The organism is Catellatospora vulcania, from assembly GCF_009720385.1.
Taxonomy (GTDB): Bacteria; Actinomycetota; Actinomycetes; order Mycobacteriales; family Micromonosporaceae; genus Catellatospora; species Catellatospora vulcania.
Window position 1 is genome coordinate 226,979 of record NZ_ML769301.1, and the last position, 23,972, is coordinate 250,950.

The 23,972-nt window shown below is 71.7% G+C and carries 21 protein-coding genes; 15 read left to right on the plus strand and 6 right to left on the minus strand.

What is annotated here, in order from left to right:
- Positions 1–190 precede the first annotated feature (190 nt).
- From F6W97_RS01050 to F6W97_RS01085, 8 genes are read left to right on the plus strand one after another with little or no spacing between them, the layout of a single operon-like run.
- On the plus strand, positions 191–1,690 hold the full coding sequence (locus tag F6W97_RS01050; RefSeq protein WP_230686302.1) for a sugar ABC transporter ATP-binding protein: 1,500 nt from the start codon (positions 191–193) through the stop codon (positions 1,688–1,690).
- Positions 1,687–2,721 (plus strand): ABC transporter permease, encoded by a 1,035-nt coding sequence (locus tag F6W97_RS01055; RefSeq protein WP_155368200.1) that lies wholly within the window; start codon positions 1,687–1,689, stop codon positions 2,719–2,721. Before F6W97_RS01050 ends, F6W97_RS01055 begins: the two co-directional genes overlap by 4 nt.
- Positions 2,714–3,727, plus strand: coding sequence for an ABC transporter permease (locus tag F6W97_RS01060; protein WP_155368201.1), 1,014 nt, complete (start codon positions 2,714–2,716; stop codon positions 3,725–3,727). Before F6W97_RS01055 ends, F6W97_RS01060 begins: the two co-directional genes overlap by 8 nt.
- Before the next feature lie 44 nt (positions 3,728–3,771).
- Entirely contained in the window at positions 3,772–4,827 is a 1,056-nt protein-coding gene (gene rhaS / locus F6W97_RS01065) for a rhamnose ABC transporter substrate-binding protein (protein WP_155368202.1), read from the plus strand.
- Between the two features lie 25 nt (positions 4,828–4,852).
- Complete coding sequence (locus tag F6W97_RS01070; RefSeq protein WP_155368203.1) at positions 4,853–5,185, plus strand: L-rhamnose mutarotase; 333 nt, start codon at positions 4,853–4,855, stop codon at positions 5,183–5,185.
- Positions 5,182–6,357 carry an L-rhamnose isomerase gene (gene rhaI, locus F6W97_RS01075; RefSeq protein ID WP_155368204.1) on the plus strand — a complete coding sequence of 392 codons (1,176 nt, stop codon included), beginning with the start codon at positions 5,182–5,184 and terminating at the stop codon, positions 6,355–6,357. The genes F6W97_RS01070 and rhaI overlap by 4 nt, the downstream gene beginning before the upstream one ends.
- Positions 6,357–8,387 (plus strand): bifunctional aldolase/short-chain dehydrogenase, encoded by a 2,031-nt coding sequence (locus F6W97_RS01080; protein WP_155368205.1) that lies wholly within the window; start codon positions 6,357–6,359, stop codon positions 8,385–8,387. The genes rhaI and F6W97_RS01080 overlap by 1 nt, the downstream gene beginning before the upstream one ends.
- Positions 8,384–9,823, plus strand: a complete 1,440-nt coding sequence (locus F6W97_RS01085) for a rhamnulokinase (RefSeq protein ID WP_155368206.1) — start codon at positions 8,384–8,386, stop codon at positions 9,821–9,823. Before F6W97_RS01080 ends, F6W97_RS01085 begins: the two co-directional genes overlap by 4 nt.
- Before the next feature lie 10 nt (positions 9,824–9,833).
- Here F6W97_RS01085 and F6W97_RS01090 read toward each other — a convergent pair whose 3' ends face one another.
- Entirely contained in the window at positions 9,834–10,355 is a 522-nt protein-coding gene (locus tag F6W97_RS01090; protein WP_155368207.1) for a siderophore-interacting protein, read from the minus strand.
- A 256-nt stretch (positions 10,356–10,611) separates the two neighbouring features.
- Between F6W97_RS01090 and F6W97_RS01095 the strand changes: the two genes are divergently transcribed.
- The 3 genes from F6W97_RS01095 (at position 10,612) to F6W97_RS01105 (ending at position 13,900) form a co-directional block, all read left to right on the plus strand.
- A complete protein-coding gene (locus F6W97_RS01095; protein WP_196278922.1) occupies positions 10,612–12,480 on the plus strand; it encodes a zinc ribbon domain-containing protein in 1,869 nt (622 codons plus the stop codon).
- Between the two features lie 128 nt (positions 12,481–12,608).
- On the plus strand, positions 12,609–13,379 hold the full coding sequence (locus F6W97_RS01100; protein ID WP_230686303.1) for a helix-turn-helix transcriptional regulator: 771 nt from the start codon (positions 12,609–12,611) through the stop codon (positions 13,377–13,379).
- A 95-nt stretch (positions 13,380–13,474) separates the two neighbouring features.
- Positions 13,475–13,900, plus strand: coding sequence for a VOC family protein (locus tag F6W97_RS01105; protein WP_230686304.1), 426 nt, complete (start codon positions 13,475–13,477; stop codon positions 13,898–13,900).
- Between the two features lie 110 nt (positions 13,901–14,010).
- On the opposite strand, the gene F6W97_RS01110 is transcribed toward F6W97_RS01105, so the two are convergent.
- Positions 14,011–16,059 carry a HEAT repeat domain-containing protein gene (locus tag F6W97_RS01110; RefSeq protein WP_196278923.1) on the minus strand — a complete coding sequence of 683 codons (2,049 nt, stop codon included), beginning with the start codon at positions 16,057–16,059 and terminating at the stop codon, positions 14,011–14,013.
- A gap of 104 nt (positions 16,060–16,163) precedes the next feature.
- On the opposite strand from F6W97_RS01110, the gene F6W97_RS39950 reads away from it, so the two are divergent.
- Positions 16,164–16,523 (plus strand): hypothetical protein, encoded by a 360-nt coding sequence (locus tag F6W97_RS39950; RefSeq protein WP_196278924.1) that lies wholly within the window; start codon positions 16,164–16,166, stop codon positions 16,521–16,523.
- A 77-nt stretch (positions 16,524–16,600) separates the two neighbouring features.
- Here F6W97_RS39950 and F6W97_RS01115 read toward each other — a convergent pair whose 3' ends face one another.
- The 3 genes from F6W97_RS01115 to F6W97_RS01125 form a co-directional block, all read right to left on the minus strand.
- Positions 16,601–17,329, minus strand: a complete 729-nt coding sequence (locus tag F6W97_RS01115; RefSeq protein ID WP_155368210.1) for a tetratricopeptide repeat protein — start codon at positions 17,327–17,329, stop codon at positions 16,601–16,603.
- Positions 17,330–17,551: 222 nt separating this feature from the next.
- On the minus strand, positions 17,552–18,448 hold the full coding sequence (locus F6W97_RS01120; RefSeq protein WP_155368764.1) for an aminoglycoside phosphotransferase family protein: 897 nt from the start codon (positions 18,446–18,448) through the stop codon (positions 17,552–17,554).
- Positions 18,449–18,503: 55 nt separating this feature from the next.
- The gene (locus tag F6W97_RS01125; protein ID WP_196278925.1) at positions 18,504–19,805 is read right to left on the minus strand and encodes a serpin family protein; all 1,302 of its coding nucleotides are present in this window, start codon (positions 19,803–19,805) and stop codon (positions 18,504–18,506) included.
- Positions 19,806–20,026: 221 nt separating this feature from the next.
- Between F6W97_RS01125 and F6W97_RS01130 the strand changes: the two genes are divergently transcribed.
- Positions 20,027–22,021 (plus strand): glycoside hydrolase family 76 protein, encoded by a 1,995-nt coding sequence (locus tag F6W97_RS01130; RefSeq protein WP_196278926.1) that lies wholly within the window; start codon positions 20,027–20,029, stop codon positions 22,019–22,021.
- A 162-nt stretch (positions 22,022–22,183) separates the two neighbouring features.
- On the opposite strand, the gene F6W97_RS01135 is transcribed toward F6W97_RS01130, so the two are convergent.
- Positions 22,184–23,248, minus strand: coding sequence for an oxidoreductase (locus F6W97_RS01135; protein WP_155368212.1), 1,065 nt, complete (start codon positions 23,246–23,248; stop codon positions 22,184–22,186).
- A 61-nt stretch (positions 23,249–23,309) separates the two neighbouring features.
- Here F6W97_RS01135 and F6W97_RS01140 point away from each other — a divergent pair, with 61 nt between their 5' ends.
- Entirely contained in the window at positions 23,310–23,651 is a 342-nt protein-coding gene (locus tag F6W97_RS01140) for a MerR family transcriptional regulator (protein ID WP_155368213.1), read from the plus strand.
- 128 nt (positions 23,652–23,779) lie between these two features.
- Complete coding sequence (locus tag F6W97_RS01145) at positions 23,780–23,941, plus strand: hypothetical protein (RefSeq protein ID WP_155368214.1); 162 nt, start codon at positions 23,780–23,782, stop codon at positions 23,939–23,941.
- The last annotated feature ends 31 nt before the right edge of the window (positions 23,942–23,972 follow it).

Here is a 23,972-nt window from a genome sequence, read left to right on the forward strand (position 1 = left end):
GACGGCCTGTCGTCGTTGAAATGAATCAACTTTCGAGCCTCCTCGGGCCGACCAGCACTCCGTGGTCGATCGAACGTAACAACTCGGTAACTGCGGAGAAACCCTTGACGGGGTGTCGGCCCGACTTCTAACGTCATCGTAACCACGGGGTGAAACGTTTCACAAGCTGGTGATCCGAAAAGAGGTCCGCGTGCCGACACCACTGCTCACGCTCGACGGCGTCAGCAAATCCTTCGGCGCCGTCGCGGCACTGCAGGACGTGCGCCTGGAGCTGCACGCGGGCGAGGCGCACGCCTTGGTCGGCGAGAACGGCGCGGGCAAGTCGACGCTGGTGAAGATCCTCGCCGGGGTGCACGGCCCGGACGCCGGCACGATCAGCCTCGACGGGCGGCCGCTGCAGCTGTCCGGCCCCGCCGACGCCCGCGCCGCCGGGATCGCCGTCATCTACCAGGAACCGACGCTGTTTCCCGACCTCAGCGTCGCCGAGAACATCTTCATGGGCCGCCAGCCGCTGCGCAGCCTGCGCCGCGTCGACTACGCGGCGATGCGCACCCGCGCGGCCGAACTGTTCGCCCGGCTCGGCGTGCGCCTCGACCCGGACCGGCCCGCTCGCGGACTGTCCATCGCCGACCAGCAGCTCGTCGAGATCGCCAAAGCCATCTCCCTCGACGCGCGGGTCCTGGTCATGGATGAGCCGACCGCGGCCCTGTCGGGAATCGAGGTCGAGCGGCTGTTCGCCGTCGCCCGGTCGCTGCGCGACGCCGGCACCGCCGTGCTGTTCATCTCGCACCGCTTCGACGAGGTCTTCGCGCTGTGCCAGCGCATCACGATCATGCGCGACGGCCGGTGGGTCTCCACCGACCCGGCCGGCACGCTGACCGTCGACGAGGTCGTCCGCCGCATGGTCGGCCGCGAGGTCTCCGCGATGTACCCCAAGCAGGACACCACCCCGGGTGACCCACTGCTCCAGGTAAGCGGCCTGACCCGGCACGGCAGCTTCACCGACGTCACCTTCACCGTGCACGCCGGGGAGATCGTCGCGCTCGCCGGGCTGGTCGGCGCGGGACGCAGCGAGGTCAGCCGGGCCATCTTCGGCGTCGACCGCCATGACGCGGGCGAGGTCCTGCTCGACGGTGTACGGCTGCCCAACGGCGACACCGCCGCCGCGATCCGGGCCGGACTCGCCCTGGTCCCCGAGGACCGCCGCCAGCAGGGCCTGGTCATGGAACTGTCGGTGGAACGCAACACCAACCTGCCGCGCCGCTGGTCGCTCGCCCGTGCCGGGCTGCTGTTCGGCGGCGCCGAACGCAGCGCCGCCGCGACCTGGGCGCAGCGCCTCCAGGTGAAAGCGGGACGGCTCACCGACCCGGTGTCCACCCTGTCCGGCGGCAACCAGCAGAAGGTCGTCCTGGCCAAGTGGCTGGCCACCGCGCCCCGCGTGCTGATCGTCGACGAACCCACCCGCGGCATCGACGTCGGCACCAAGGCCGAGGTGCACCGGCTGCTGTCGCAGCTGGCCGCCGACGGCGTCGCGGTGCTCATGGTCTCCAGCGAACTTCCGGAGGTGCTCGGTATGGCAGACCGCGTCCTGGTGATGCACGAGGGACGGCTGACCGCCGACATCCCCCGCACCCGGGCCGACGAGCAGTCGGTCATGCTCGCCGCTACGGGGCAGGCGGCCGCCGCATGACCGCCCTCGACACCGCCCCCGCCGAGACGGCCACCACCGGCGGCGCCCGGCTGGCCAGGCGCGCCTTCGCGGTACGCGAACTCGGCATCGCCCTGGCCCTGGTGCTGCTGGTCGTGGTCACCACGGTCGTCAACCCGCGGTTCCTCAGCGCGCAGAACCTCAAGGACCTGCTGCTGGGCTCCACGATCCTGGCGATCCTGGCCGTCGGGCAGGCGGTCGTCGTCATCACCCGCAACGTCGACCTGTCCGTCGGGTCCGTCCTCGGGCTGTCGGCGTTCGCGACCGGGGCGGTGTTCGTCGCCGTACCCGGCCTGCCGATCCCGCTGATGCTGGTCATCGGCGCGGCCCTCGGGGCGGTGCTGGGCGCGGTCAACGGCGGGCTCATCGCGGCGGCCCGGGTACCCGCGCTCGTGGTCACCCTCGGCACCCTGTACGTGTTCCGGGGCCTGGACTACATGTGGGCCACCGGCCGCCAGATCAACGCCGCCGACATGCCCGCCGCCTTCCTGCGGATGGGCACCGCGACCGTGCTCGGCGTGCCGGTGCTGGCCCTGTTCGCCGCGGCCGTGCTGGTCGCCGTCGGCTACGTGCTGCGCAACCACCGCAGCGGCCGCGAGCTGTACGCCATCGGCTCCGACCCCGCCGCGGCCCGGCTTTCGGGCATCCCCAGCGGACGGCGCGTGTTCTACGCGTTCGTCACCAGCGGCGCGCTCGCCGGCCTGGCCGGTGTCCTGCACGCGGCCCGGTTCGGCACCCTCGACGCCAACGCGGGCCTGGGCACCGAGCTCAACGTCGTCGCCGCGGTCGTCGTCGGCGGCGTGGCGATCTTCGGCGGCAGCGGCTCGGTGTACGGCGCGGCCCTGGGCGCGGTCCTGCTGACCACGATCCGGGCCGCCCTGCCGGTGCTCGGCATCAACCCGTTCTGGCAGGACGCCGCGGTCGGCGCGCTGATCCTCGCCGCGATCGGCCTCGACCGGGCGCTGTCGGCCCGCGTCGCGCGCAGCCTGCGAGAGAGGAAGGCCCATGTCTGAGCCCGTCGCCCGGATCCGCCGTGCCCTGGGCACCTGGGACGCGGTGGTGCTGCTCGCGCTGGTGGCCGTCGCCGTCGTCGGCGCGCTGACCATCGAAGGCGTCGCCAGCCCACGGTTCTGGCGGTTCGTGGTCCTGGAGGCGATCCCGATCGCCCTGATCGCTCTGCCGATGACCTTGATCGTCATCACCGGCGAGATCGACCTGTCGGTGGCCAGCGTGCTCGGGCTGACCTGCTCGGTCATGGGACAGCTGTGGGTGTCGGGGGTGACCTCGCTGCCCGTGCTGATCCTGCTCAGCCTGCTGCTGGGCGGCGCGCTCGGGGCCGTCAACGGGCTGTTCATCACCGGGTTCGGCCTGCCGTCGCTGGCGGTCACCATCGGCACCCTGGCCCTCTACCGCGGCCTGGCCTACGTCGTGCTCGGCGACCGGGCCGTGGCGAACTACCCGACGACCTGGACCACCTCGGCGATCCAGCCGCTGCCCGGCACCACCATCCCGTGGATGATCCTGGTCGTCGCCGCGCTGGCCGTCGTGTTCGCGGTCGTCCTGCACGCCATGCCGATCGGCCGCGGCCTGTACGCGATGGGCAACAACGCCGAGGCGGCCCGCTTCGCCGGGGTCGACGTCCGGCTCACCAAGTTCTGGCTGTTCGTCGCGTCCGGTGCGATGTCCGCGCTGGCCGGGGTGTTCTGGACGCTGCGCTTCGCCAGCGCCCGCGCCGACAACGGCAGTGGTCTGGAACTGGCCGTCGTCGCCGCGGTCCTGCTCGGCGGCGTATCGATCTTCGGCGGCCGGGGTGCGCTGCTCGGCGTGCTGGCCGCCGTCGCCCTGCTCGGGGTGCTGCGTAACGCGCTGCAGCTGGCGTACGTGCCGGCCAACACGTTGACGGTCATCACCGGCTCACTGCTGATCGCCTCGGTCGTCGGACCGAATGTCGCCGGGATGCTGCGCGAGCGGCTGCGCCGGCGGCGAACCACCGCACCAACAGTTTCGCCCTCCTCCTGACGCCGCCGTGACTCGCGGCTTCCCCCGATGAAAGGAATCTCCCCATGAGAGCAGGCACGAAGCGGGTACGCCTGGTGGCGATGGCCGCGCTGACGGTGCTCACGTTCGCCACGGCGGCGTGCGCCGAGGACGGCGCCGACGGCACCACCACCCCCGGCGCGTCGACCGGCACCATGAAGAGCGGCCTGAAGATCGCCTTCCTGCCCAAGCAGGTCAACAACCCGTACTTCACCACCTCCGACAACGGCGGCAAGGCCGCGGTCGAGGAGATCAAGGGCAACTACAGTGAGACCGGGCCGTCCGAGGCCAGCCCGTCGGCGCAGGTCAGCTACATCAACACGCTGTCGCAGCAGAGCACCGACGTGATCGTGGTGTCCGCCAACGACAAGGACGCCATCTGCGGCGCGCTCAACGAGGCCCGCCAGGCCGGCGCGAAGGTCGTCACCTTCGACTCCGACACCAACCCGACCTGCCGCGACCTGTTCATCAACCAGGCGACCGCCGAAGGCATCGCCGCCAACCAGGTGAAGCTGATCTCCGAGGCGGTCGGCGCGGACGGCGGCGAGATCGCGATCCTGTCGGCGACCGCCAACGCCACGAACCAGAACGCCTGGATCGAGCTGATGAAGACCGAGCTGGCCAAGCCCGAGTACGCCAAGCTCAAGCTCGTCGACACCGTCTACGGCGACGACCAGGACCAGAAGTCGTTCACCGAGACCCAGGCGCTGCTGGCCAAGCACCCCAACCTCAAGGGCATCATCTCGCCGACCACCGTCGGCGTCGCCGCGGCCGCCCGCTACCTGTCCGGCTCCACGTACAAGGGCAAGGTGCAGCTGACCGGCCTGGGCACGCCCAACCAGATGCGCGCCTTCGTCAAGGACGGCACCGTCAAGGCGTTCGCACTGTGGAACCCGGCCGACCTGGGCTACCTGGCCGCGTACGCCGGTGGCGCGCTGGCCTCCGGGCTGATCACCGGCAAGGAGGGTGACAAGTTCACCGCGGGCAAGCTCGGCGAGTACACCGTCGGCAAGGACGCCACCGTGCTGCTCGGCGACCCGTTCAGCTTCAACGCGTCCAACGTCGACCAGTTCAACTTCTGACCCGACCGCGTAAAGGAGGCATGGCGTGCGCCGGATCTGCTTCACCCTGCAGGTCAGACCCGACCGGCTGGAAGAGTACCGGCGCCGCCATGCCCAGGTCTGGCCCGACATGCTCGCGGCACTGCGCGACACCGGCTGGCACGACTACAGCCTGTTCCTGCGCGAGGACGGCCTGCTGGTGGGCTACCTGCTCACCGACGACTTCGACGCCGCCCTGGCGGCCATGGACGACACCGACGTCAACGCCCGCTGGCAGGCGCAGATGGCCGAGTTCTTCGACACCGGCCGCCCCGACCAGCACATGCACGTGCTCACCGAAGTGTTCCACCTTGCAGATCAGCTAGGAGACCCACGATGACCGACCTCCCGCCGCAGTCGCGCGTGCTTTCGACCCTGCGCGGGCAGCGCATCGAGACGGCCTCCTGGGCATACGGCAACTCGGGCACCCGGTTCAAGGTGTTCGCCCAGCAGGGCGTGCCCCGCGACCCGTACGAGAAGATCGCCGACGCGGCCACCGTGCACCGCTTCACCGGCGTAGCCCCGACGGTCGCGCTGCACATCCCCTGGGACAAGGTCGACGACTACGCCGACCTGGCCCGCCACGCCGCCGAGCTGGGCATCGCGCTGGGCACCATCAACGCCAACGTCTTCCAGGACGACGACTACAAGCTCGGCAGCGTCACCAACGCCGACCCGGGCGTACGCCGCAAAGCCATCGGCCACCTGCTCGAATGCATCGACATCATGGACCGCACCGGCTCGCGCGACCTGAAACTGTGGTTCTCCGACGGCACCAACTACCCCGGCCAGGACGACGTGCGCACCCGGCAGGACCGCCTCGCCGACGCGCTGCGCGAGACCTATGACCGGCTGGGGGCCGAGCAGCGGATGCTGCTGGAGTACAAGCTGTTCGAACCCGCCTTCTACATGACCGACGTGCCCGACTGGGGCACCGCCTACCTGCACTGCACGCAGCTCGGCGAGCGCGCCCAGGTCGTCATCGACACCGGCCACCACGCGCCGGGCACCAACATCGAGTTCATCGTCGCGATGCTGCTGCGCGCGGGCCGGCTCGGCGGGTTCGACTTCAACTCCCGCTTCTACGCCGACGACGACCTGATGGTCGGCTCCGCCGACCCGTTCCAGCTGTTCCGGATCATGCACGAGATCGTGCTGGCCGGTGCACTGGAGGAGTCCGCCGGGATCGCGTTCATGCTCGACCAGTGCCACAACATCGAACCGAAGATCCCCGCGGTGATCCGGTCGGTGATGAACGTGCAGGAGGCCACCGCCAAGGCGCTGCTCGTCGACCACGCAGCCCTGCGCGCCGCACAGCAGTCCGGCGACGTGCTGGAAGCCAACGCCGCCCTGATGGACGCGTACCACACCGACGTCCGCCCGATGCTGCGTGACCTGCGCGAGGACATGGGCCTGGACCCGGACCCGATCGCCGCGTACCGGCGCTCGGGCTACTTCGAGCAGATCCGCAACGCGCGGGCCGACGGCCAGGCCGCGGGCTGGGGTGCGTGATGGCGGCCAAGGACGAGCTGCTCGCCCGGTCCCACCGGCTCGGCGCGGACCCGCGGTTCACCAACTACGCCGGCGGCAACACCTCCGCCAAGGGCGAGGAGACCGATCCGGCGACGGGCCGGCCGGTACGGCTGCTGTGGGTCAAGGGCTCCGGCGGCGACCTCGGCACCCTGACCGAGGTCGGGCTCGCCGCGCTGCGCCTGGACCGGCTGCGGGCCCTGGCCGACGTGTACCCGGGAGTCGACCGCGAGGACGAGATGGTCGCCCTGTTCGACTACTGCCTGCACGGGCGCGGCGGCGCGGCGCCGTCGATCGACACCGCGATGCACGGGCTGCTCGACGCCGAACACGTCGATCACCTGCACCCCGACGCGGGGATCGCGCTCGCGACCGCGGCCGACGGACCGGCGCTGACCAAGGAGTGCTACGGCGACCGGGTGGTCTGGGTGCCGTGGCGGCGGCCCGGCTTCCAGCTCGGCCTGGACATCGCCGCGGTACGCCGCGCCCACCCCGACGCGATCGGGGTCATCCTCGGCGGCCACGGCATCACCGCCTGGGGCGACACCAGCGACGAGTGCGAGCAGCGCTCCACGGAGATGATCCGCACCGCGCAGGCGTTCCTCGACGAACGCGGCCGCCCCGAGCCGTTCGGGGCACGGCTGGCCGGGTACGAGCCGCTGCCCGAACCGGAGCGGCACGCCCGCGCGGCGGCGCTCGCCCCGGTGCTGCGCGGCCTGGCCTCCACCGACCGTCGCCAGGTCGGCCACTACACCGACACCGATGAGGTGCTGGACTTCCTCGCCGGGGCCGAGCACCCGCGGCTGGCCGCGCTGGGCACCTCCTGCCCGGACCACTTCCTGCGTACCAAGGTCCGCCCGATGGTGCTGGACCTGCCGCCCACGTCCGGGCTCGACGAGACCGTCGCCCGGCTCAAGGAGCTGCACGCCGCCTACCGCGACGACTACGCCGCCTACTACCACCGCCACGCCACCGCCGACTCGCCGCCGATGCGGGGCGCGGACCCGGCGATCGTGCTCGTGCCCGGCGTCGGCATGTTCAGCTTCGGCCGCGACAAGCAGACCGCCCGGGTGGCCGGCGAGTTCTACGTCAACGCGATCAACGTCATGCGCGGCGCGGAAGCGGTCTCCCGCTACGAGCCGATCGCCGAGGCGGAGAAGTTCCGGATCGAGTACTGGGCCCTGGAAGAGGCGAAACTGGCCCGGATGCCGCAGCCCAAGCCGCTCGCGGCGAGGGTCGCGCTGGTCACCGGCGGCGGCTCGGGCATCGGCCGCGCGGTCGCGCTGCGCCTGGCCGCCGAGGGCGCCTGCGTCGTGGTCGCCGACCGCGACACCGACGCCGCCGTTCGGGTCGCCGCCGAGATCGGCACGGCCGACGCCGCCGTCGCGGCCGGGGTCGACGTCACCGACGAGGAGCAGATCCGCGCCGGGTTCGCGGCGGCGGCGCTGGCGTTCGGCGGCGTCGACCTGGTGGTCAACAACGCGGGCCTGTCGGTGTCCAAGCCGCTGCTGGAGACCACGTCCCACGACTGGGACCGGCAGCACGACGTGATGGCGCGCGGCTCGTTCCTCGTCTCACGGGAGGCCGCCCGGACCATGACCGCCCAGGGCACCGGTGGCGACATCATCTACATCGCCAGCAAGAACGCGGTCTTCGCCGGCCCGAACAACGTCGCCTACGGCGCGGCCAAAGCCGACCAGGCCCACCAGGTCCGGCTGCTCGCCGCCGAACTCGGCGGGCACGGCATCCGGGTCAACGGCGTCAACCCCGACGGGGTCGTCCGCGGCTCGGGCATCTTCGCCGCCGGCTGGGGCGCGCAGCGCGCCGCCGTCTACGGCGTGCCCGAGGAGAAGCTGGGGGAGTACTACGCCCAACGCACCCTGCTCAAACGCGAGGTCCTGCCCGAGCACGTCGCCAACGCGGTCTTCGTGCTCGCGGGCGCGGAACTGTCCCACACCACCGGCCTGCACGTCCCCGTCGACGCCGGGGTCGCCGCGGCGTTCCTGCGATGAGCACGGACACGGTGCGGATCGCCGCCGTCGACCTCGGCGCGTCCAGCGGCCGCGTGATGGCCGCCCGCGTCGGCCCCGACACCCTCGACCTGACCGAGGTCACCCGCTTCGCCAACATCCCCGTACGGGCCGGTGGCACCCTGCACTGGGACGTGCTGAGCCTGTACCGATGCACCCTCGACGGGCTGCGCGAAGCCGGACCCGTCGACTCGATCGGGATCGACTCGTGGGCCGTCGACTACGGGCTGCTCGACGCCGACGGACGGCTGCTGGGCAACCCGGTGCACTACCGGGACTCCCGCACCGACGGCGTCATCGACAAGGTGCTGCGTGATGTGCCGGCCGGTCGGCTGTACGCGACCACCGGCCTGCAACTCCAGCCGTTCAACACACTGTTCCAGCTGGTCGCCGCCCGTGACACGGCGCAGCTCGCGTCGGCGCGCACGCTGCTGCTGATACCCGACCTGCTCGCGTACTGGCTGACCGGCGAGATCGGCGCGGAACGCACCAACGCCTCGACGACCCAGCTGCTCGACGTGAGCACCGGAACCTGGACGGCGGACCTGGCCGCGCAGGTCGGCATCCCGGCCGCGATCCTGCCGCCGCTGCGCGAGCCCGGCACGGCCGTCGGCGTGCTGAACCCGGACGTCGACCGGCACACCGGACTCGGGCCGACCCAGGTCACCGCCGTGGCCTCGCACGACACCGCGTCGGCTGTCGTCGGCGTGCCTGCCCGCGGTGACCGGTTCGCCTACATCTCCTGCGGCACGTGGTCGCTGGTCGGCGTCGAGCTGGACCGGCCCGTGCTGACCGAGCAGAGCCGCGCGGCGAACTTCACCAACGAGATCGGCGTCGACGGCACCGTCCGCTACCTGCGCAACGTGATGGGCCTGTGGCTGCTGCAGGAGTGCCAGCGGGTATGGGGCGTCGACGACGTCGAGCCCCTGCTGCGAGCGGCCGCCCGCAGCCCCGCGTTCCGGTCCGTCGTCGACCCCGACGACCCGGTCTTCCTGCCGCCGGGAGACATGCCCGCCCGGATCGGCGAAGCCTGCCGCCGCACGGGGCAACCGGTGCCGGGCACCCCGGCCGAGATGGTGCGCTGCATCCTCGACAGCCTCGCGCTGGCCCACCGCGCGGCCGTCCTCGATGCCCAGCGCCTGTCCGGCAGGGAGGTCGACGTCGTCCACATCGTCGGCGGGGGAGCGCGCAACGAGCTGCTGTGCCAGCTCACCGCCGACGCCTGCGGGCTGCCGGTGCTCGCCGGTCCGGTCGAGGCGACCGCGCTGGGCAACATCCTGGTCCAGGCCCGCGCGCTGGGCGTGGTCGGTGCCGGGCTCGCGGACCTGCGGTCGCTGATCCGCGACACCCAGCCGGTACGCCAACACACCCCGCGGGGCGTCGCCGTAGCCTGGACGGCGACGCGCCTGGCCCGCTGAGCGCATCCCGTCAGTCGAGGCCGGTGCGGCCCTCGGCCCAGTACGCCTTGCCCTTCACCTGGCCGGGTGTCCGTGGCCAGGCACGGCTGTCGCGCCGAACGGCGTGCACCGTCGCCGCGTCGCCGGTGACGACCAGGGTGGACGGTGCCTGAGCTGCGGCTTCGCGTGCCTGGCCGAGCAGTTCGACGCGGTCGTGGGCCTTCGCGACCACCGTCACCCGTCCGGTGACACCCAGCCCGGCCAGCACGTCTGCCAGCCTGGCGGGATCGCGCGCCTCGAAGACAAGGGACACGTCGCCGGTGACCGTGCGCAGCGCGCAGGCAAGCGCGACGCTGGACTCGTCCCCGACGAAGACCACGGGACCAGCGGGGCCACGCAGATCGATGGAGCGGCGCGGCCCGAGCACCTCGCACACGTCGCCGACCGCCACCCGCCCGAACCACTCCGACGCGGGACCGTCCCCATGCGTGAACGCGATCAGCTCTGTCACACCACGGTCGGTGTCCCAGCTGATCGGCGGGTAGGTGCGCAGGGTCTAAACAGTCATCCCGTTTGGGTAAGCGATCCTCCGTTTTGCGTAGGACGCATGGACATTTGCTCGTCTGGCGGTTTGTTGTCGGTGGTGTCGCTTAGCCTTTCCCACAGTCTTGTTCTGGTCGTGTCGGCGAGGAGCGTGGTGGCGCAGTTGTCGTGGGCTGCAGTCGGCGCGGGCGGTGGTGGTGGCTGAGCTGACCGCGACTGCGTCGTGTGTCGCGATGTCAGCGGTCGTGGAGTCCAGTGGCCTTGGCGTGAGCGAGCGGCTGCTTGTGCAGCGGGTGGGTTGGCTGTGCGGGCTGGTCTCGGCCATGGCGGGGCGGATCGTGGCCGAGCATTGGAACAGCCCGGATCTGGACGTCCTCGCGGCAGGGCTCGGTGCGGACGGGCGTGGGTTGCCGGCCAAGGGCTGGATGGCGCTGCGGCGGCTTGACTGGGCCGCGACCGTGCCCGAAGGCGTCTACGTCAACGACCGGGTGCGCCGGTGCTCGCAGGAGGAAGCCGCCCGGGCGTTGCGTCTGGCCGTGCACCGCCGCCAGATCCTGACCGCGATCGTCACAACGTGGCCGCAGGGCGCCAGGCGCGACGACGCCGACTGGCGCGCCCTACGCGCCCTGCTCCCACCCGGGGTCTCGGCAGCGCAGATCGCCAACCGCACCCGGCAGGTCCACGCATACCGGCACTCCCACCACGGCGAACTACCGCACGACCTGGCCGACCTGGAGACAGCACCCGCGGTCGCAGCGCAGGTGCTGCTGGCCGCCGCCGACCGGCAACTGACCACCATCACCCGCCACGACGGCCAGGCGGTGCTGCGGGTACAACTGCCGCTGACCGCCCAGCCCCGTGGCCGCGCCGACTGGGCCTGGCACGTCCTGCCGGTCGCCCTGCCACCGACCGTCGCCGCCGACGCGAAGATCTGCGCGCCGACGCTGCGGATATCAGGGCACCGGGTCCGGGTCGACCTACCCCACCGGGTCACCGTCACGGCCACCAAACCTTCCGGGCACCGGCTCGCACTGGGTCTGGACTGGGGCGTCAACACGCTGATGACCGGCGTGGCCGGCCGCCTCACCGACCAGGGTCGGGTGGTGACCGACGGACGGATGCTGCGCTACGACGCCACCGCCATCTCCGCGAAACTCCACCGCCTACGCGGACACCGCGAACACCTGGCCGCCCGACGCGACCACCACGCCGCCCTGGCCGCCGGCCTGCCCGCCACCGACCCCCGCACCCCGCGGCTGCACGCGCTGGCCGAACGGGCCCGGGTCGAGCACGAGCGGGTATGCGCCCGCATCCGCCACCTCAACAAAACCCTGGCCTGGTCCGCCGCACGATGGGCCGTCGACCACGCCACCGCCCTGCACGCCACTGTCATCTACATCGAAGACCTGTCCACGCTGCAGGCACGCGGCACCCGCAAAGGCAACGCCCGACTGTCCGGCCAGGTCCGCGGCGTGGTCTTCGAAGCGATCCACCACCTCGCCGCGAAAACCGGCATCACGGTGGTGACCGTGCCCGCCCGCGGGACCAGCAAATACTGCCCACGCTGCGGCAACGGCAGCACCGAACTCGCCCACACCCCCGCCCCGGACCGGTCAGATCAACGGGGCTGGAAGTGGGCTGGCTGCCCCCGCTGCGGCCTGTCCACCGACCGCGACCACGCCGCAGCCATGCGCATCACCGCCCGCGGCCTCCTCGCCCAGAACCACGTCCGCACCGACCGCAAAACCGGCCGACACACCACCACCACGACCGTCGAAGGCAACGTCGCCACCGTACGACGCCCAAAACCGTGCCCGGCCAAGCAGCCTGCCGCCGGGCGCGGACCGAAGAGCACGCCGACCCCCAAACGACCACCAGCACCAGCATCCAAGCTTTCCCACCGCGTGCCCGACCGGCGCACGGCCCCCGCCCCACCTTCGGGTGGCCAGCGTCCGGCGGGGCAGGAACCCAAGAACCACCACCCCCGGGCGGCGGCGTCAGGTCCTGCACACGAACTCCTGAACCCCCGACACCACCCGACGGGCTTCCACCACGTCCACGCCACCCCCGTCACCGCCCTCAGCGGAGACTTCGGACCCGGCACGACACGGCCACGCCCAGACCGGAATGTCTAGAACACCCAGACAAACTCAGGAAATCAGAGACGCTTACCTACGATAGAGTGGCCGGCGCGCGTATGGCGGCCATCTGATACCCCGCAACGGCCAACCCTGCGAACGCGCGGGCAGAAGGGACCAGCGCCGTGAGCAGCTCGCCGGCTGACCCGCTGAACTCGCCGATCCTGACCGTCTACCACGGTGAGATGGCGTCGTTCGTCCAGCTGGAGGCGCATGCGCACGCCGAGCCCATCCTGATGTCGAGTGCGACCGCGACACTGGCAGTCCTCTCACAGGAACGCGACTGGCTGGTCCCGCCCGGATACGGGTTGTGGGTTCCCGGCGGAGTCGAGCATGCCGCTTCCGCGGTACGCGGTGGCGAGGTATCCGTGATCATGTTCGACCCCGACCGCTGCCCGATCACCTGGACCGAGCCCACCGGCGTGCCGGTCGGGCGGCTGCTGCACGAACTCGTCGTGCACCTGCACCAGGTCGGCCCCGAACATCCGAGCCGACCGCACGCCGAGGCGCTGGTATTCGCCCTGCTCACCCCGCTGCCGGCGCACCACATCCAGATCTCGATGCCGACCGACCCGCGGGTGGCCGCCGTCGCCGAACGGCTCATCGCCGACCCGGCGGACCCGCGCGAACTCGCCGCCTGGGCGGACCACGTGCACACCAGCGTGCGGACCCTGTCGCGGCTCTTCCTCAGCGAGACCGGGCTGAGCTTCGCCCGCTGGCGCACCCAGGTCCGCGTACGCGCGGCGATCCAGCTGCTCGCCGACGGGACGACGGTCGACAGCGTCGCCCGCGCCGTCGGCTACCGCAAGACCAGCGCCTTCATCGCCGCATTCCGCCGCGCCACCGGCCACACCCCCGGCACCTACTCGCCCGGGGGCACCCCGCCCGGCGTCTAGCGCGTGTATCGAAAGCGCCGGTCACAGCCACCCGTTGCGCTGAGGCATGGGAAAACCGCTACTTCACCGGTGGAGGCGGCGAGTACGGTGTGGCCGTGGTCGGTGATCGCGTGCAGCGGAGGCTCACGGAGACCGATGCGGACGCGAAGGAGCGAATGGTGCCAGGCGCCGTACTGCGAGGGGTGACTCTGGACTGCGCCGACCCGCAGACGCTGGCGGGCTTCTACGCCGCGCTGACCGGGATGCGCGAACTGTTCAGCGCGGACGGGTTCGTCGCTCTGACGGACGACTCCGGCTGTGATCTGGGTTTCCAGCGGGTTGACGGATACCGGGCCCCGCAGTGGCCGGGTCAGGACGTGCCACAACAGTTCCACCTGGATTTCCGCGCCGACGACCTCGACGCGACGGAAGAGCTGGCCCTGGAACTCGGCGCGGCCAAACCGGACCATCAGCCCGGCGACGGACGCTGGCGGGTACTCCTGGATCCGGCCGGCCACCCCTTCTGCCTGACGTCCTCCTGACATCACCGGTGTTGACAGGCATCTCCCGTCAGACGCCGTAGCGCTCAGGCTTGGGCGATCGGTCCATCAGTTGCCGGCCGCCTCGGAGAGCGCGGAACCCGGCCGCACGGTCAGGGCGCGCCCGTCAGCCTTCGTACGGTAGCCCGCACCTCATCGAGGTACACCTCGTCCGGGGTGCAGGGGTCGCCGGAATGGATCCCGTTGCGGGCGGACAGGCGGCGGACCTCGGCCAGCTCCTCCTGCAGCAGGGGCAGGCAGTCCGCGGCAGCCGGGCCCATCGCCGCCCACACCCGCACGATCGTGGTGCGGGTGAGCGGATGCGCGTGCCACTGCCGGGTGAGGACCGGTTGGACATCGGCCATGTCGCCGGTGACCCGCCACAGTGCACGGGCCACGTCGACATGCAGCCATCCGGCCGCGGTGTCCCGGCGGCGCAGCAACCGCCGCAGCGCGGTGACGGCAGCAGGCTCCGCCGTGCCGATCTCGGCGAGGGCTTCGGCGGCGTTGCGGACCGCGCCGACGTCTCCGGCCAGGTAGGGCGTCAGCCACGAGGCCGCCCGTGCCGCGTCGCCGTCGACGCGCCACGACGCCACCGCGGCGGCCGGGGCCAGCCGGTGGTCCTCGGCCGCGGCGACCCGGTGCAGCAGCGGCAGGGCGTCGGCGGCGGCCTGGCCGAACGACCCGATCGCGGCCAGCGTCCACCGATCAGGAGCCTTTGCGAGCAGCTCGGGCAGCGCCTCGACGCCGCGCGGGCCGACCGACCGCAGCGCTGACGCGAGCGGGACGATCCGCTCGTCGCCATCCGGCAGCGTGGCCAGCCGCCGCCGGACGAGCGGCACCAGGTCGGCGGCACGCTCGCCGAGTCCGGCGATCAGGTAGCCGGTGTTGCGGGGCGTCGCCTCCTGCTCCAGCGCCCAGGCCAGGACCGGGAGCACGCGCGCGTCGCCGACACCGGCGAGCGCGGCCGGGACCGGGCCGAGGGTGGGCAGGCCGCGCGCCCAGCGCACCACCCACGCCGTGTGCCGGTCGTCGTGGTCCCAGGTCGCCTCCCGAGCGGCGCAGGCGAGCACGTCCGCCAGCGCGTCGGCGGCCGGCGCGGCCAGACATCCGAATCCGCTCAGGACACTCACGGCACGACGGCGCAGTTCCTCGTACGGGCTGGTGAGCTGCTCGCCGACGAGCCGGGCCAGGTTCCCGTACGACCCGCGCCAGCCCTGCGCGAGGTTGAGCGCCGGGTACATGGCGTCGAGGCGGCGTTCCCAGTCGTCCGCGGCGAGCAGGTGCGCCAGCAGCGCGGTGCGCTCGTCGACCCTGTCGCCGAACGAGTTCGCGACAGCACGGACCAGCCCGTCCAGGGCGGCCCGGCTGCGGTGGCGGTCGACGGACTCCCGGCGCTCCCGGAGCGCCCCGATGAGGGTCGGGGTGCTGAACCCGGCCGGGACGGGCGGCTCGCCGTGCTCGGCGTACCCGGCGTCGACCAGGTCCAGGGCGGCGGCGAGGCCGAGCCGCCCCGTCGCCGCGGGCAGTGTGTTGAGCTCGGCGAACAGGGTCAGCCGGACGCGGGCGTCCGGTTCGCTCGCCAGCAGGTCGGCCACCCACCCGGCGACGCCCGCGGCGTGGCGTGCCCGGCCCAGGTCGGCGACGGCGGCGACGATCGCGGCACGCACCGCCGGGTCCGGCTCGTCGGCGTAGCGCGCGCGCAGGAACAAGGCGGCATCGGAGCCGCGCGAGCGGCAGGACCGCAAAGCGTTCACGGCCGCGGCGCGTACCGCCGGCTCGTCGTCGACGGCCAGCGCACACCAGAACGGGAACCGGGCGGTGACCAGCTCCCGTGCCTGCCCGAAGAGCCCGCGCAGGTGGCCGTCGCCGCTGCCGCCGCCGATGCTCGCGACGAGCTCGACGACCTTGTCGCGGCCCGGCCGGTCCGAGCCGCAGATCCGCAGCAGGAACGGGATCGCCTCGACGGTGCAGCGGTATACGTCACCCTGGTGGTGCACCGCGCCGTACATCGCGTCGAGCGCCTGCTCGCGTACCGCCGGGTCGGCGTCGGCCAGCCCGCGGATCAGCTCGGGCACGCCCCCGGCCCGCCCGTACGCGTGCTTCATCCGGCCCCACGGGACGGTGTCCAGCCCAGCGAACAACCGTGTGTCGTCGATCATCTCGTCCTCCGCCGCGGAGCATAGTGGCGAGGACCGACAGCGGACCGCGGTCTTCATGATCTCCAGGCGGGGCAGCATCATGCAGTGTGCACGAGGATGTACTGATGAACACGAACTGGCACGGTGTGCCGCGAGAGTGGGATGTGCTCTGGGGAGACGTGTTCGAGGCGTCCGAGGAGGGTTCTCGTCTGGCCGCACCATGTCCCGTGTGTGGCTCACCGGCACTGCGCAGGTGGTTCGATCTGCATGACCCGACACCCCGACTGTATGCCGGGATCCGCTGGGCGGGCAGGGGAAGCCAGTGGCAGTGGTGTGCTGACTGCCGAAGCTATCTGCACACCAGCGGCGTGGTGCCCATGTGGTGGCACACCGACCTGGTGGTCGATCCCAAGACGCTCATGCACGATCCCGGTCCCATTCAAGCAGTGATGGACACATCGGAGCCAGGCGGCACAAGCTCATGAGCGCAACGAAGCGCCTACAGGTGTCAAGGGGGATGTGCCGGCTGGGAACTCGTCGTGGTGACCGTGGTGAGTTCGCCTCAGTCGCGACGTTCGCCGAACGCCTCGCGCGGGTCGAGCGCCCGACCCTGCGCGTACTGCTCGGCGAAGACCGACTCGCCCAGCGCCTCGACCGCGGCCGCGCGGACGGCGGCGAGATCGGCCGCGTCATCGGGATCGGGCACCTGTCCGCGTGCGGCGAACGCGGTATCGGCGACACCGACCATCCGCGCCGCCCGCGCGTGATCACCCTCGGCCGACGCGAGCGCGGCACCGGCCACGCCGACGTACGGCACGAACTCGGCCCAGCCGTTGCGGAAGACCCGCTCGCGACCCGCCGCGAACAGCGTCCTGGCCGCGTCGAGGTTGCCGAGACCCAGCTCGCAGAACGCGAGGTTGTGATACTCCGAGTTGACCGTCTCGGGCCGGTCGAGGGCCTCGTTGAGCGCGATGCTTTCCCGGTACAGGTCCCGGGCCCGGGCCAGGTCACCCGACATCCGCGCCACGGCCGCCAGCACATGCCGGGGCCGTTCCTCCAGCGCACGGTCACCGGATCGCAGCGCGACCGCGAGCGCCTCCTCGGCGCGGACCTGCCCGCCTGACAGGTCGCCGCCGCGGATGGCAACCCGGGCCAGGGCATACCTGGCCTCCACCTCGCCGGCCAGGTCCCCGGCCGCCTGCGCCCGGTCGATCTCGGCCTGGCTCAAGCGGACCACGGCGTCGGTTTCACCGCGCCGGAAAGCCGAGCGCACCTCGTTGCTGAAGCTCATCGGAAGTGTCCGCCTCCGTACGTCGTGGTCGCGGTCTTCGCGCCTACTACCAGCCCAGACTCGCAACGGGTGGGTCGGGCACAGTATGCGGCGCGCTTGACCGAGACGGCCGTCACAGGAAGCGGATCGGCCGATGCCGCCGTTCGTGGGACGGCGAGGTCACCGCCATCGGCCGGCACTCGGGCCATCGCTGCTCCCACAGGTCGGTCAAAGTCTGCGGGTTCAGCGTGCCTCCGCGGCCAGGATGCGGGCCAGGGTGCGCCGGCCCATCAGGCTCATGGCCGGATTGCTGTCGACGTAGTACCAGGCCGCGCCGATGGCCTGCTGGAACGCCCAGGCCATGCCGCGCTCCCAGGTCGCGGCATCGTCGCCGAGCTCCTCGCGCAGCACGGCCCGTGGTCCCGCTTCGAGTAGGTGCCACGCGCCGACCAGGTCCAGCGCGGGGTCGGCCGGCCTGAGGTCGCCGACGTCGAGCACCCCGGCGAGGCGCCCGCCGGAGACGAGCACGTTGCCGGGGATGAGGTCGCTGTGGTTCATCACGTCCGGGGTGTCGCCGCGGGGCAGGTCACGCAGCCGCTCCCACAGCCGGCGCAGTCGTGGCACGTCGAACAGCTGCTCACTCCTGTCGAGGCAGGTCTGCACCCATTCGTCGTGCCCGCGCAGCACCCCGCCGCGGCCGCCGCCGGTGAACCGTCGGCCGCCGGTGTCGATGGCGCGCACGTCGGTGATGAACCGGGCCAGGTCACGCGCGAACGGCACCGAGTCGCCCGGGTCGTCGTCGGTGGCGATTACGCCGGGCACCCAGGTCTGCACCGACCACGGCAGCGGGTATCCGGCCCCGGGCTCGCCGATGGCGACGGGTTCAGGCGTCGGGAACCGGGTACGCGATGCCAGCTCGCGCCCTGCCGTGGCTTCGGCAACCAGGTCGCGGCGTACCGCCCCGGGGTCGCCCGGCTGCAGCGGGAAGCGGGCGGTGAGGCCGTCGCCGATCCGGAAGATGGCGTTGACCGTGCCCTGCGACCGCAGCCCGGTCACCGGCAGGTCCCGCCACTGCGGGAACTGCTCGGCGATCAGCGCCCGGACCGTCTCCGCTGTCACGGTGAGCTGGTTGTCATGCATCTGCACCGGGGCAGCATTCCCTTAACCGATGCTGAGCGGCAACTTCTTTGCCGCGTCAGCGGCGGGCCGACGGGTCGCTGACGCGGCCGATGAACAGCGGGATGTGCTCCTTCCCGCCGACGATGGCGAACGCGAACGGACGATCCGCGATGAACCTGGCCGTCGGGCTCGGCGGGGCGCTGAGCGCCATCGCGATGCCCGTGACCGCGGCCGCCTCCGAGCCCCACTCGTCCACGGTGATGTTCGCCTTGTGCACCGCATCGGTGATGAACAGCCCGGAGCTGATGCCGCTGAAGTCCGCTCCGCCGCTGAAGGCGGACTTGAGGCCGAGCCCCGCGAGCACCGGCTTGAGGTCGATCGAGGACTCGAAGTCCCACTTGGGGACGGCGACGTCGACCCGCCGCGTGGTGAACGAGTCGCGCAACCGGGCCAGCGCCTGCTGCGACAGCGCGTCCTCCGGCTTCGCGCCGGGCGGCGCAAGCATCAGCCACATGGCGTACGGGCCTTCGGCGTAGGGGAGTTCGATCGCGGTGGTGCCGCCGGTCTCGGCATACCGGATCTCGATGGCGTTGCGCATCGTCGGCGTGCGCACGACGGTGCCGTCGGCCTTGGTGAACGCGGCGTCGGCGATGTCGAGGAAGTAGCTGCGCCAGTCGGCTTTGAAGTAGACGGTGTTGGCCAGCACCAGCTGCGTGTCCGCGGCGAGTTTCTCGAAGACCTTCTCGATCCGGCCCGCTGTCTGGCGCTTCACCCAGGCGTTGATCTGCTCGACCGCGTCGCCGCCGAAGTCGACCGGGCGCACGCCGGCCCCGTACTGCTCGGTGAGCGTACGCAGGAAGTCGGCTCCGACCGTGAGGCCCTGCTGCGGGAACAGCGCGTTGCCGATGCTCACCACCGGCGGATGGGGCTTGGCGCTCCCGTCGCGTTCGCCGCCCGTCGGCTTCGGCGGGATGTCGACGTTGGCGAGCTGCCCGCTGACGGCGTTGTACGCCCCGTCGCGCCCGTTGGCCGGATAGCCGAAGACGGTGTCCAGCTCTTTCGCGGTCAGACCGCCCGCACCGGCCCGCACCATCGCGAACGCGAGCGCCATGCTCAGCGGCGAGGCGACGAAGTTCGTCCCGGGTGCGGCGGCCGCCTGGAAGAAGCGGTGGCCGAACGCGGTCAGCCCGTCCACGGCGGCGGCGATCGGCGCGTCGGCGGGCGGCTCGATCCGGCTCACCCCCGCCGCGCTGACCAGCTCCGGCGCGTCGCCGTCCGCCCCGCCACAGCCGACCAGCGGCACCGCGGCGGCCGCGGCCAGTCCCAGTAGCAGCGCCCGCCGGGTGACGGTGGCGGTGTCCGGTTGTCCGTTGTGCATGTTCGTCTCCCCGTGGCTCGTCGTCGGGTCATACGACGTGGCCGTCCGCGGGATCGGTTCCGCGTTGGCACGGGCACACCATGGACAGTCAACGGTTAAGTTTGTTAACTTCGATCCCGCAAACATCGACAGGTACCAACGCGAATCTTTCGGTACGTGCTGGAACCCGTGCGAGCACGGATCCGGGCGGCCCGGCGGGCGGCCTGAGCGAGGTGGATCCCATGCGCAAGCTGACAGTCCTCATCACGGTGTTGCTCGCCGCGGTGGCGGGCACGGTGGTGGCGACCCCGGCGACCGCCGCACCGACGGTGTGCGCGCTCTACTGTGACTCCCGCGACCCGTCCCTGGTCCGCCAGGAGATCTTCCCCGTGCCCGAGGTCAACCTCAACGGGCGGCGTCTGGTGCTGCACGTCTCCGACACCGACCGGATGGCCTGGGGCAGCATCGACAACGGCGTGCTCGGCGACTCCGTGTGGCTCGACCGAAGTTGGACCGACGGCTCCAGCTGGGACGGACTGCTCGGCAGGGCGAGCATCCCGGCGTCCTGGACCGGCACCCGCACCCTGATGTACAACCTGAGCGACCCCGCCGCCCACCGGCGCGGCATGGTCCGCGCCTGCGGCGACGCGGGCGGCGTCACCTGCACCGCCTGGGCGTACCCGAAGGTCTGCGACGCCGTATGCGACGGAGCCGACGCGGCGACCGCCATCGGCGACAACCAGCCGGTGCCGGGGACGACGATCAGCAACCGGCGCATCGACCTGCACGTCGACAACCGCGGCCTGGCCTGGGCGACGCTCGGCTCGGGCACGGCGGGCGACGAGGTGTGGCTGGACCGCTCGTGGGACGAGGGCGCGTCCTGGCCCGGCGGCTCGTCACTGGGCCGGATCAGCGTGCCGGGCGGGGCGACGTCGGTGCGTACCACGATGGTCAACACCCGTGACCCGCGCTCGCTGCTCTACGGCGGAGCGGTGCGCGCCTGCGGGCGGGCCACCGGCGGCGCGAGCGGCAGTTGCACGGCCTGGGCACGGCCAGCCGCCGACCGTCCGGCCGCCGCCGCGGACGCGCTGGCCCACGCCTACCGCATCGACACCGCGTGGTGGCCGTCGAGCTGGTGGAACTCCGCGGTCGCGGTCACCGCGCTCGGCGACTGGTCGGCGCGCACCGGCCGCACCGACTACCGCTGGCTGATCGACCGGACGTTCGAGCTGAACAAGGGTGTGATGCCGGCCGGGCAGAAGAGCACCGACGCGATCGAGGGCAACTTCATCAGCCGCGCGATCGACGACACCGGCTGGTGGGCGCTGGCCTGGGTGCAGGCCTACGACCTGACCCGCGACGCCAAGTACCTGAACATGGCCGTGACGATCGGCAACTACATGCACTCGTACTGGGACGGCGTCTGCGGCGGCGGGATCTGGTGGAACCGCGAGCGCACGTACAAGAACGCGGTCACCATCGGCCTGTACGTCCGGCTCACCGCCGTGCTGCACAACCGCATCCCCGGCGACACGGTGTGGCTGGGCCGGGCGACCGCGGGCTGGAACTGGTTCGCCGGGAGTGGGATGATCAACGGCTCGGGGCTGGTCAACGACGGGATCACCGGTGGCTGCGCCAACAACGGGCAGACCGTGTGGACGTACAACCAGGGGCTGGCCATCGGCGGGGCGGTCGAGCTGTGGCGGGCCACCGGCAACGCGGCGCTGCTGGCCTCGGCGCGGCAGCTGGCCGACGCGGCGATGAACTCGGCGGTGCTGACCCGGTCGGGGATCCTCACCGAGTCCTGCGACCCGGCCAACAGCTGCGACGACAACCAGAAGCAGTTCAAGGGCATCTTCATGCGGTACCTGATGGACCTGGCCGACGCCTCGGGTGTGGCCGCGTACCGGACCTACGCGCAGCGGCAGGCCGACTCGATCTGGCAGTCCGACCGCGACAGCCTCAACCGGATCGGGCAGCGCTGGACCGGCGCGACGCCGAACGCGCGCGACTGGCGTACCCAGGCCTCCGGACTCGGCGGGCTGCTGGCCGCGACGGCGTCCCCGTCGGGTCCGCCGACCCCGCCGCCGACCGAGTCCGCCTGGGCGCCGAACGTGTCGTACACGACCGGGACGGTCGTGACGTACGCCGGGGCACGCTGGCAGTGCCGCCAGCCGCACCTGTCCCAGGTCGGCTGGGAGCCGCCGAACGTGGCCGCTCTCTGGTTGCGGCTATGAAGCCGACACGCCCGACACGGCCCGGCGCACGTACTTTGCGCTGATTTCCCGATATGGTGTGGTCGGTGTTGAACGAGCCCGTCTTCGGATGGGGCCGGTTCGCGCTCTGCTGAGGGGACGGTCCTGAGGGGTGGCCGTCCCCTCAGTCATTCCCGCCCCGGCTCAGAAGTACCTGTCCTCATCGGACTTTCGGTAGTCCCGGATCAGGTCGAGCCGCCCGGCCGCCGCATGCGTCACCCACTCCGGGTTGCCGAGCAGGACACGGCCGAGTGCGACCAGGTCGAACTCGCCTGCATCGAGCCGGTCGACCAGCTCGCGCTGCGTGGCGGAGCCCAGGAAGCCGCGGGTCAGGCCGACCGAGCCGACGGTGATGGACGGCAGCCCGGTGAGGTGCTTGGCCCAGCCGGCCAGGTTGCGCGGCGAGCCCGCGAACGCCGGAGCGGCGAAGTCGCGCTGGGAGGCGTGCAGCACGTCGGCGCCGGCCGTGGCGAAGGCGTTGAGGATCACCGCCAGTTCGGCGGGGGAGTCCGCGATCCGGGCGGCGTAGTCCCGCTCCTTGAACTGGGAGAACCGCACGATGAGCGGCAGGTCGGCGGGGATCGCCGCGCGGACCGCCGAGATCACCTCCGCCGGGAACGCCGCACGCGCGGCCGGCGACCCGCCGAAGCGGTCGGTGCGGCGGTTGGTGTGCGGCCAGAGGAACTCGTCGAGCAGGTAGCCGTGCGCGGCGTGGATCTCCAGGGCGTCGAAGCCCGCCCGGACCGCGACGGCGGCGGCATCGGCGTACGCGGCGAGCAGCACGTCGGCCTCGGCGAGGGTGATCGGGTGGGTGTCGCCGGGCACGCCGGACGGGGTCCAGGCCGCGATTCCGTCCACGGGTTCGCGTGCGCTGCCCAGGTGCCACAGTTGCGCGGCGATCCGGCCGCCCGCGGCGTGCACCTGCTCGGTCACCGACCGCCAGCCCTGCTCGGCCGGGCCGGCGGTCAACCGCGGCACGGTCGTCTCGTGGCCGGCGCTCGGATGGTCGACCAGCACGCCCTCGGTGATGATCAGCCCGATGCCGTGCTCGGCCCGCCGCCGGTAGTACGCGGCCACCTCGGGGGTCGGCACGCCTCCGGGTGAGCGGAAGCGGGTCATCGGAGCCATCGCGAAACGGCTGCTCAACGGCAGCCCGGCCAGTGTCGTCGGCTCCAGCAGCGAGCCCAGGAGAGCGGTTGTCGCGGTCATGGCGCTACGTTAAAACCTGACATTGATGTCAGAGGCAAGTCTTGTGACGGGAGATACAGGGATGCGGATCGGCGACCTCTCCGCGGCGACCGGCGCGAGCACGCGATCGCTGCGCTACTACGAGCAGCAAGGCCTGCTGGCCAGCGAGCGCAGCACCGGCGGCCAGCGGCACTATCCCGCCTCGGCGGTCGAGCGCGTCGGGCTGATCCAGTCCCTGCTCCAGGCGGGACTGTCCAGCAGCACCATCCATGACGTGCTGCCGTGCATCTCCGAGGAGGCGATCCGTACGCCGTGGCTGGCCGAGCGGCTGCGCACCGAACTGAACCGGGTCGAGGTTCAGCTCGACGCGCTGCACCGGACCCGTGACATCCTCGCCGATCTGGTCGAGCACTACGCGGTGTGACGGTTGTCGGCGAGGGCTGAGCGCGGGCCCGGTCACGGTCCGTAGTGATCTATTTGAGTCTTCCGTTGCCGTGGAGCGGCTGCTACGGTCTCAGCAAGGTTTGTTAACAGATCTGGTTTGGAGGAAGAATGAACCACCTCGACCTGGACGTCCAGGACGTCTCCACCGGCGACTGGGACCAGCTCGTCACCGAGATCATGCGCAACGCCGGTGAGCTGTCCCCGCAGGACCCGGAGCTCGCCCCCGTCACCGGCTGCGGCTGCGGGTGCGCCTGCGGCTGCGGTTGCTGACCGTCTAAAACGAACACGCGACGGTGGTCGG

What these genes read in the sequence shown, in the direction of transcription:
- F6W97_RS01055 (WP_155368200.1), top strand. Translation starts at nt 1,687, where the DNA reads ATGACCGCCCTCGACACCGCCCCCGCCGAGACGGCCACCACCGGCGGC.
- F6W97_RS01060 (WP_155368201.1), top strand. Translation starts at nt 2,714, where the DNA reads ATGTCTGAGCCCGTCGCCCGGATCCGCCGTGCCCTGGGCACCTGGGAC.
- rhaS (WP_155368202.1), top strand. Translation starts at nt 3,772, where the DNA reads ATGAGAGCAGGCACGAAGCGGGTACGCCTGGTGGCGATGGCCGCGCTG.
- rhaI (WP_155368204.1), top strand. Translation starts at nt 5,182, where the DNA reads ATGACCGACCTCCCGCCGCAGTCGCGCGTGCTTTCGACCCTGCGCGGG.
- F6W97_RS01080 (WP_155368205.1), top strand. Translation starts at nt 6,357, where the DNA reads ATGGCGGCCAAGGACGAGCTGCTCGCCCGGTCCCACCGGCTCGGCGCG.
- F6W97_RS01085 (WP_155368206.1), top strand. Translation starts at nt 8,384, where the DNA reads ATGAGCACGGACACGGTGCGGATCGCCGCCGTCGACCTCGGCGCGTCC.
- F6W97_RS01110 (WP_196278923.1), bottom strand. Translation starts at nt 16,059, where the DNA reads ATGATCGACGACACACGGTTGTTCGCTGGGCTGGACACCGTCCCGTGG.
- F6W97_RS39950 (WP_196278924.1), top strand. Translation starts at nt 16,164, where the DNA reads ATGAACACGAACTGGCACGGTGTGCCGCGAGAGTGGGATGTGCTCTGG.
- F6W97_RS01115 (WP_155368210.1), bottom strand. Translation starts at nt 17,329, where the DNA reads ATGAGCTTCAGCAACGAGGTGCGCTCGGCTTTCCGGCGCGGTGAAACC.
- F6W97_RS01120 (WP_155368764.1), bottom strand. Translation starts at nt 18,448, where the DNA reads ATGCATGACAACCAGCTCACCGTGACAGCGGAGACGGTCCGGGCGCTG.
- F6W97_RS01125 (WP_196278925.1), bottom strand. Translation starts at nt 19,805, where the DNA reads ATGCACAACGGACAACCGGACACCGCCACCGTCACCCGGCGGGCGCTG.
- F6W97_RS01130 (WP_196278926.1), top strand. Translation starts at nt 20,027, where the DNA reads ATGCGCAAGCTGACAGTCCTCATCACGGTGTTGCTCGCCGCGGTGGCG.
- F6W97_RS01135 (WP_155368212.1), bottom strand. Translation starts at nt 23,248, where the DNA reads ATGACCGCGACAACCGCTCTCCTGGGCTCGCTGCTGGAGCCGACGACA.
- F6W97_RS01140 (WP_155368213.1), top strand. Translation starts at nt 23,310, where the DNA reads ATGCGGATCGGCGACCTCTCCGCGGCGACCGGCGCGAGCACGCGATCG.
- F6W97_RS01145 (WP_155368214.1), top strand. Translation starts at nt 23,780, where the DNA reads ATGAACCACCTCGACCTGGACGTCCAGGACGTCTCCACCGGCGACTGG.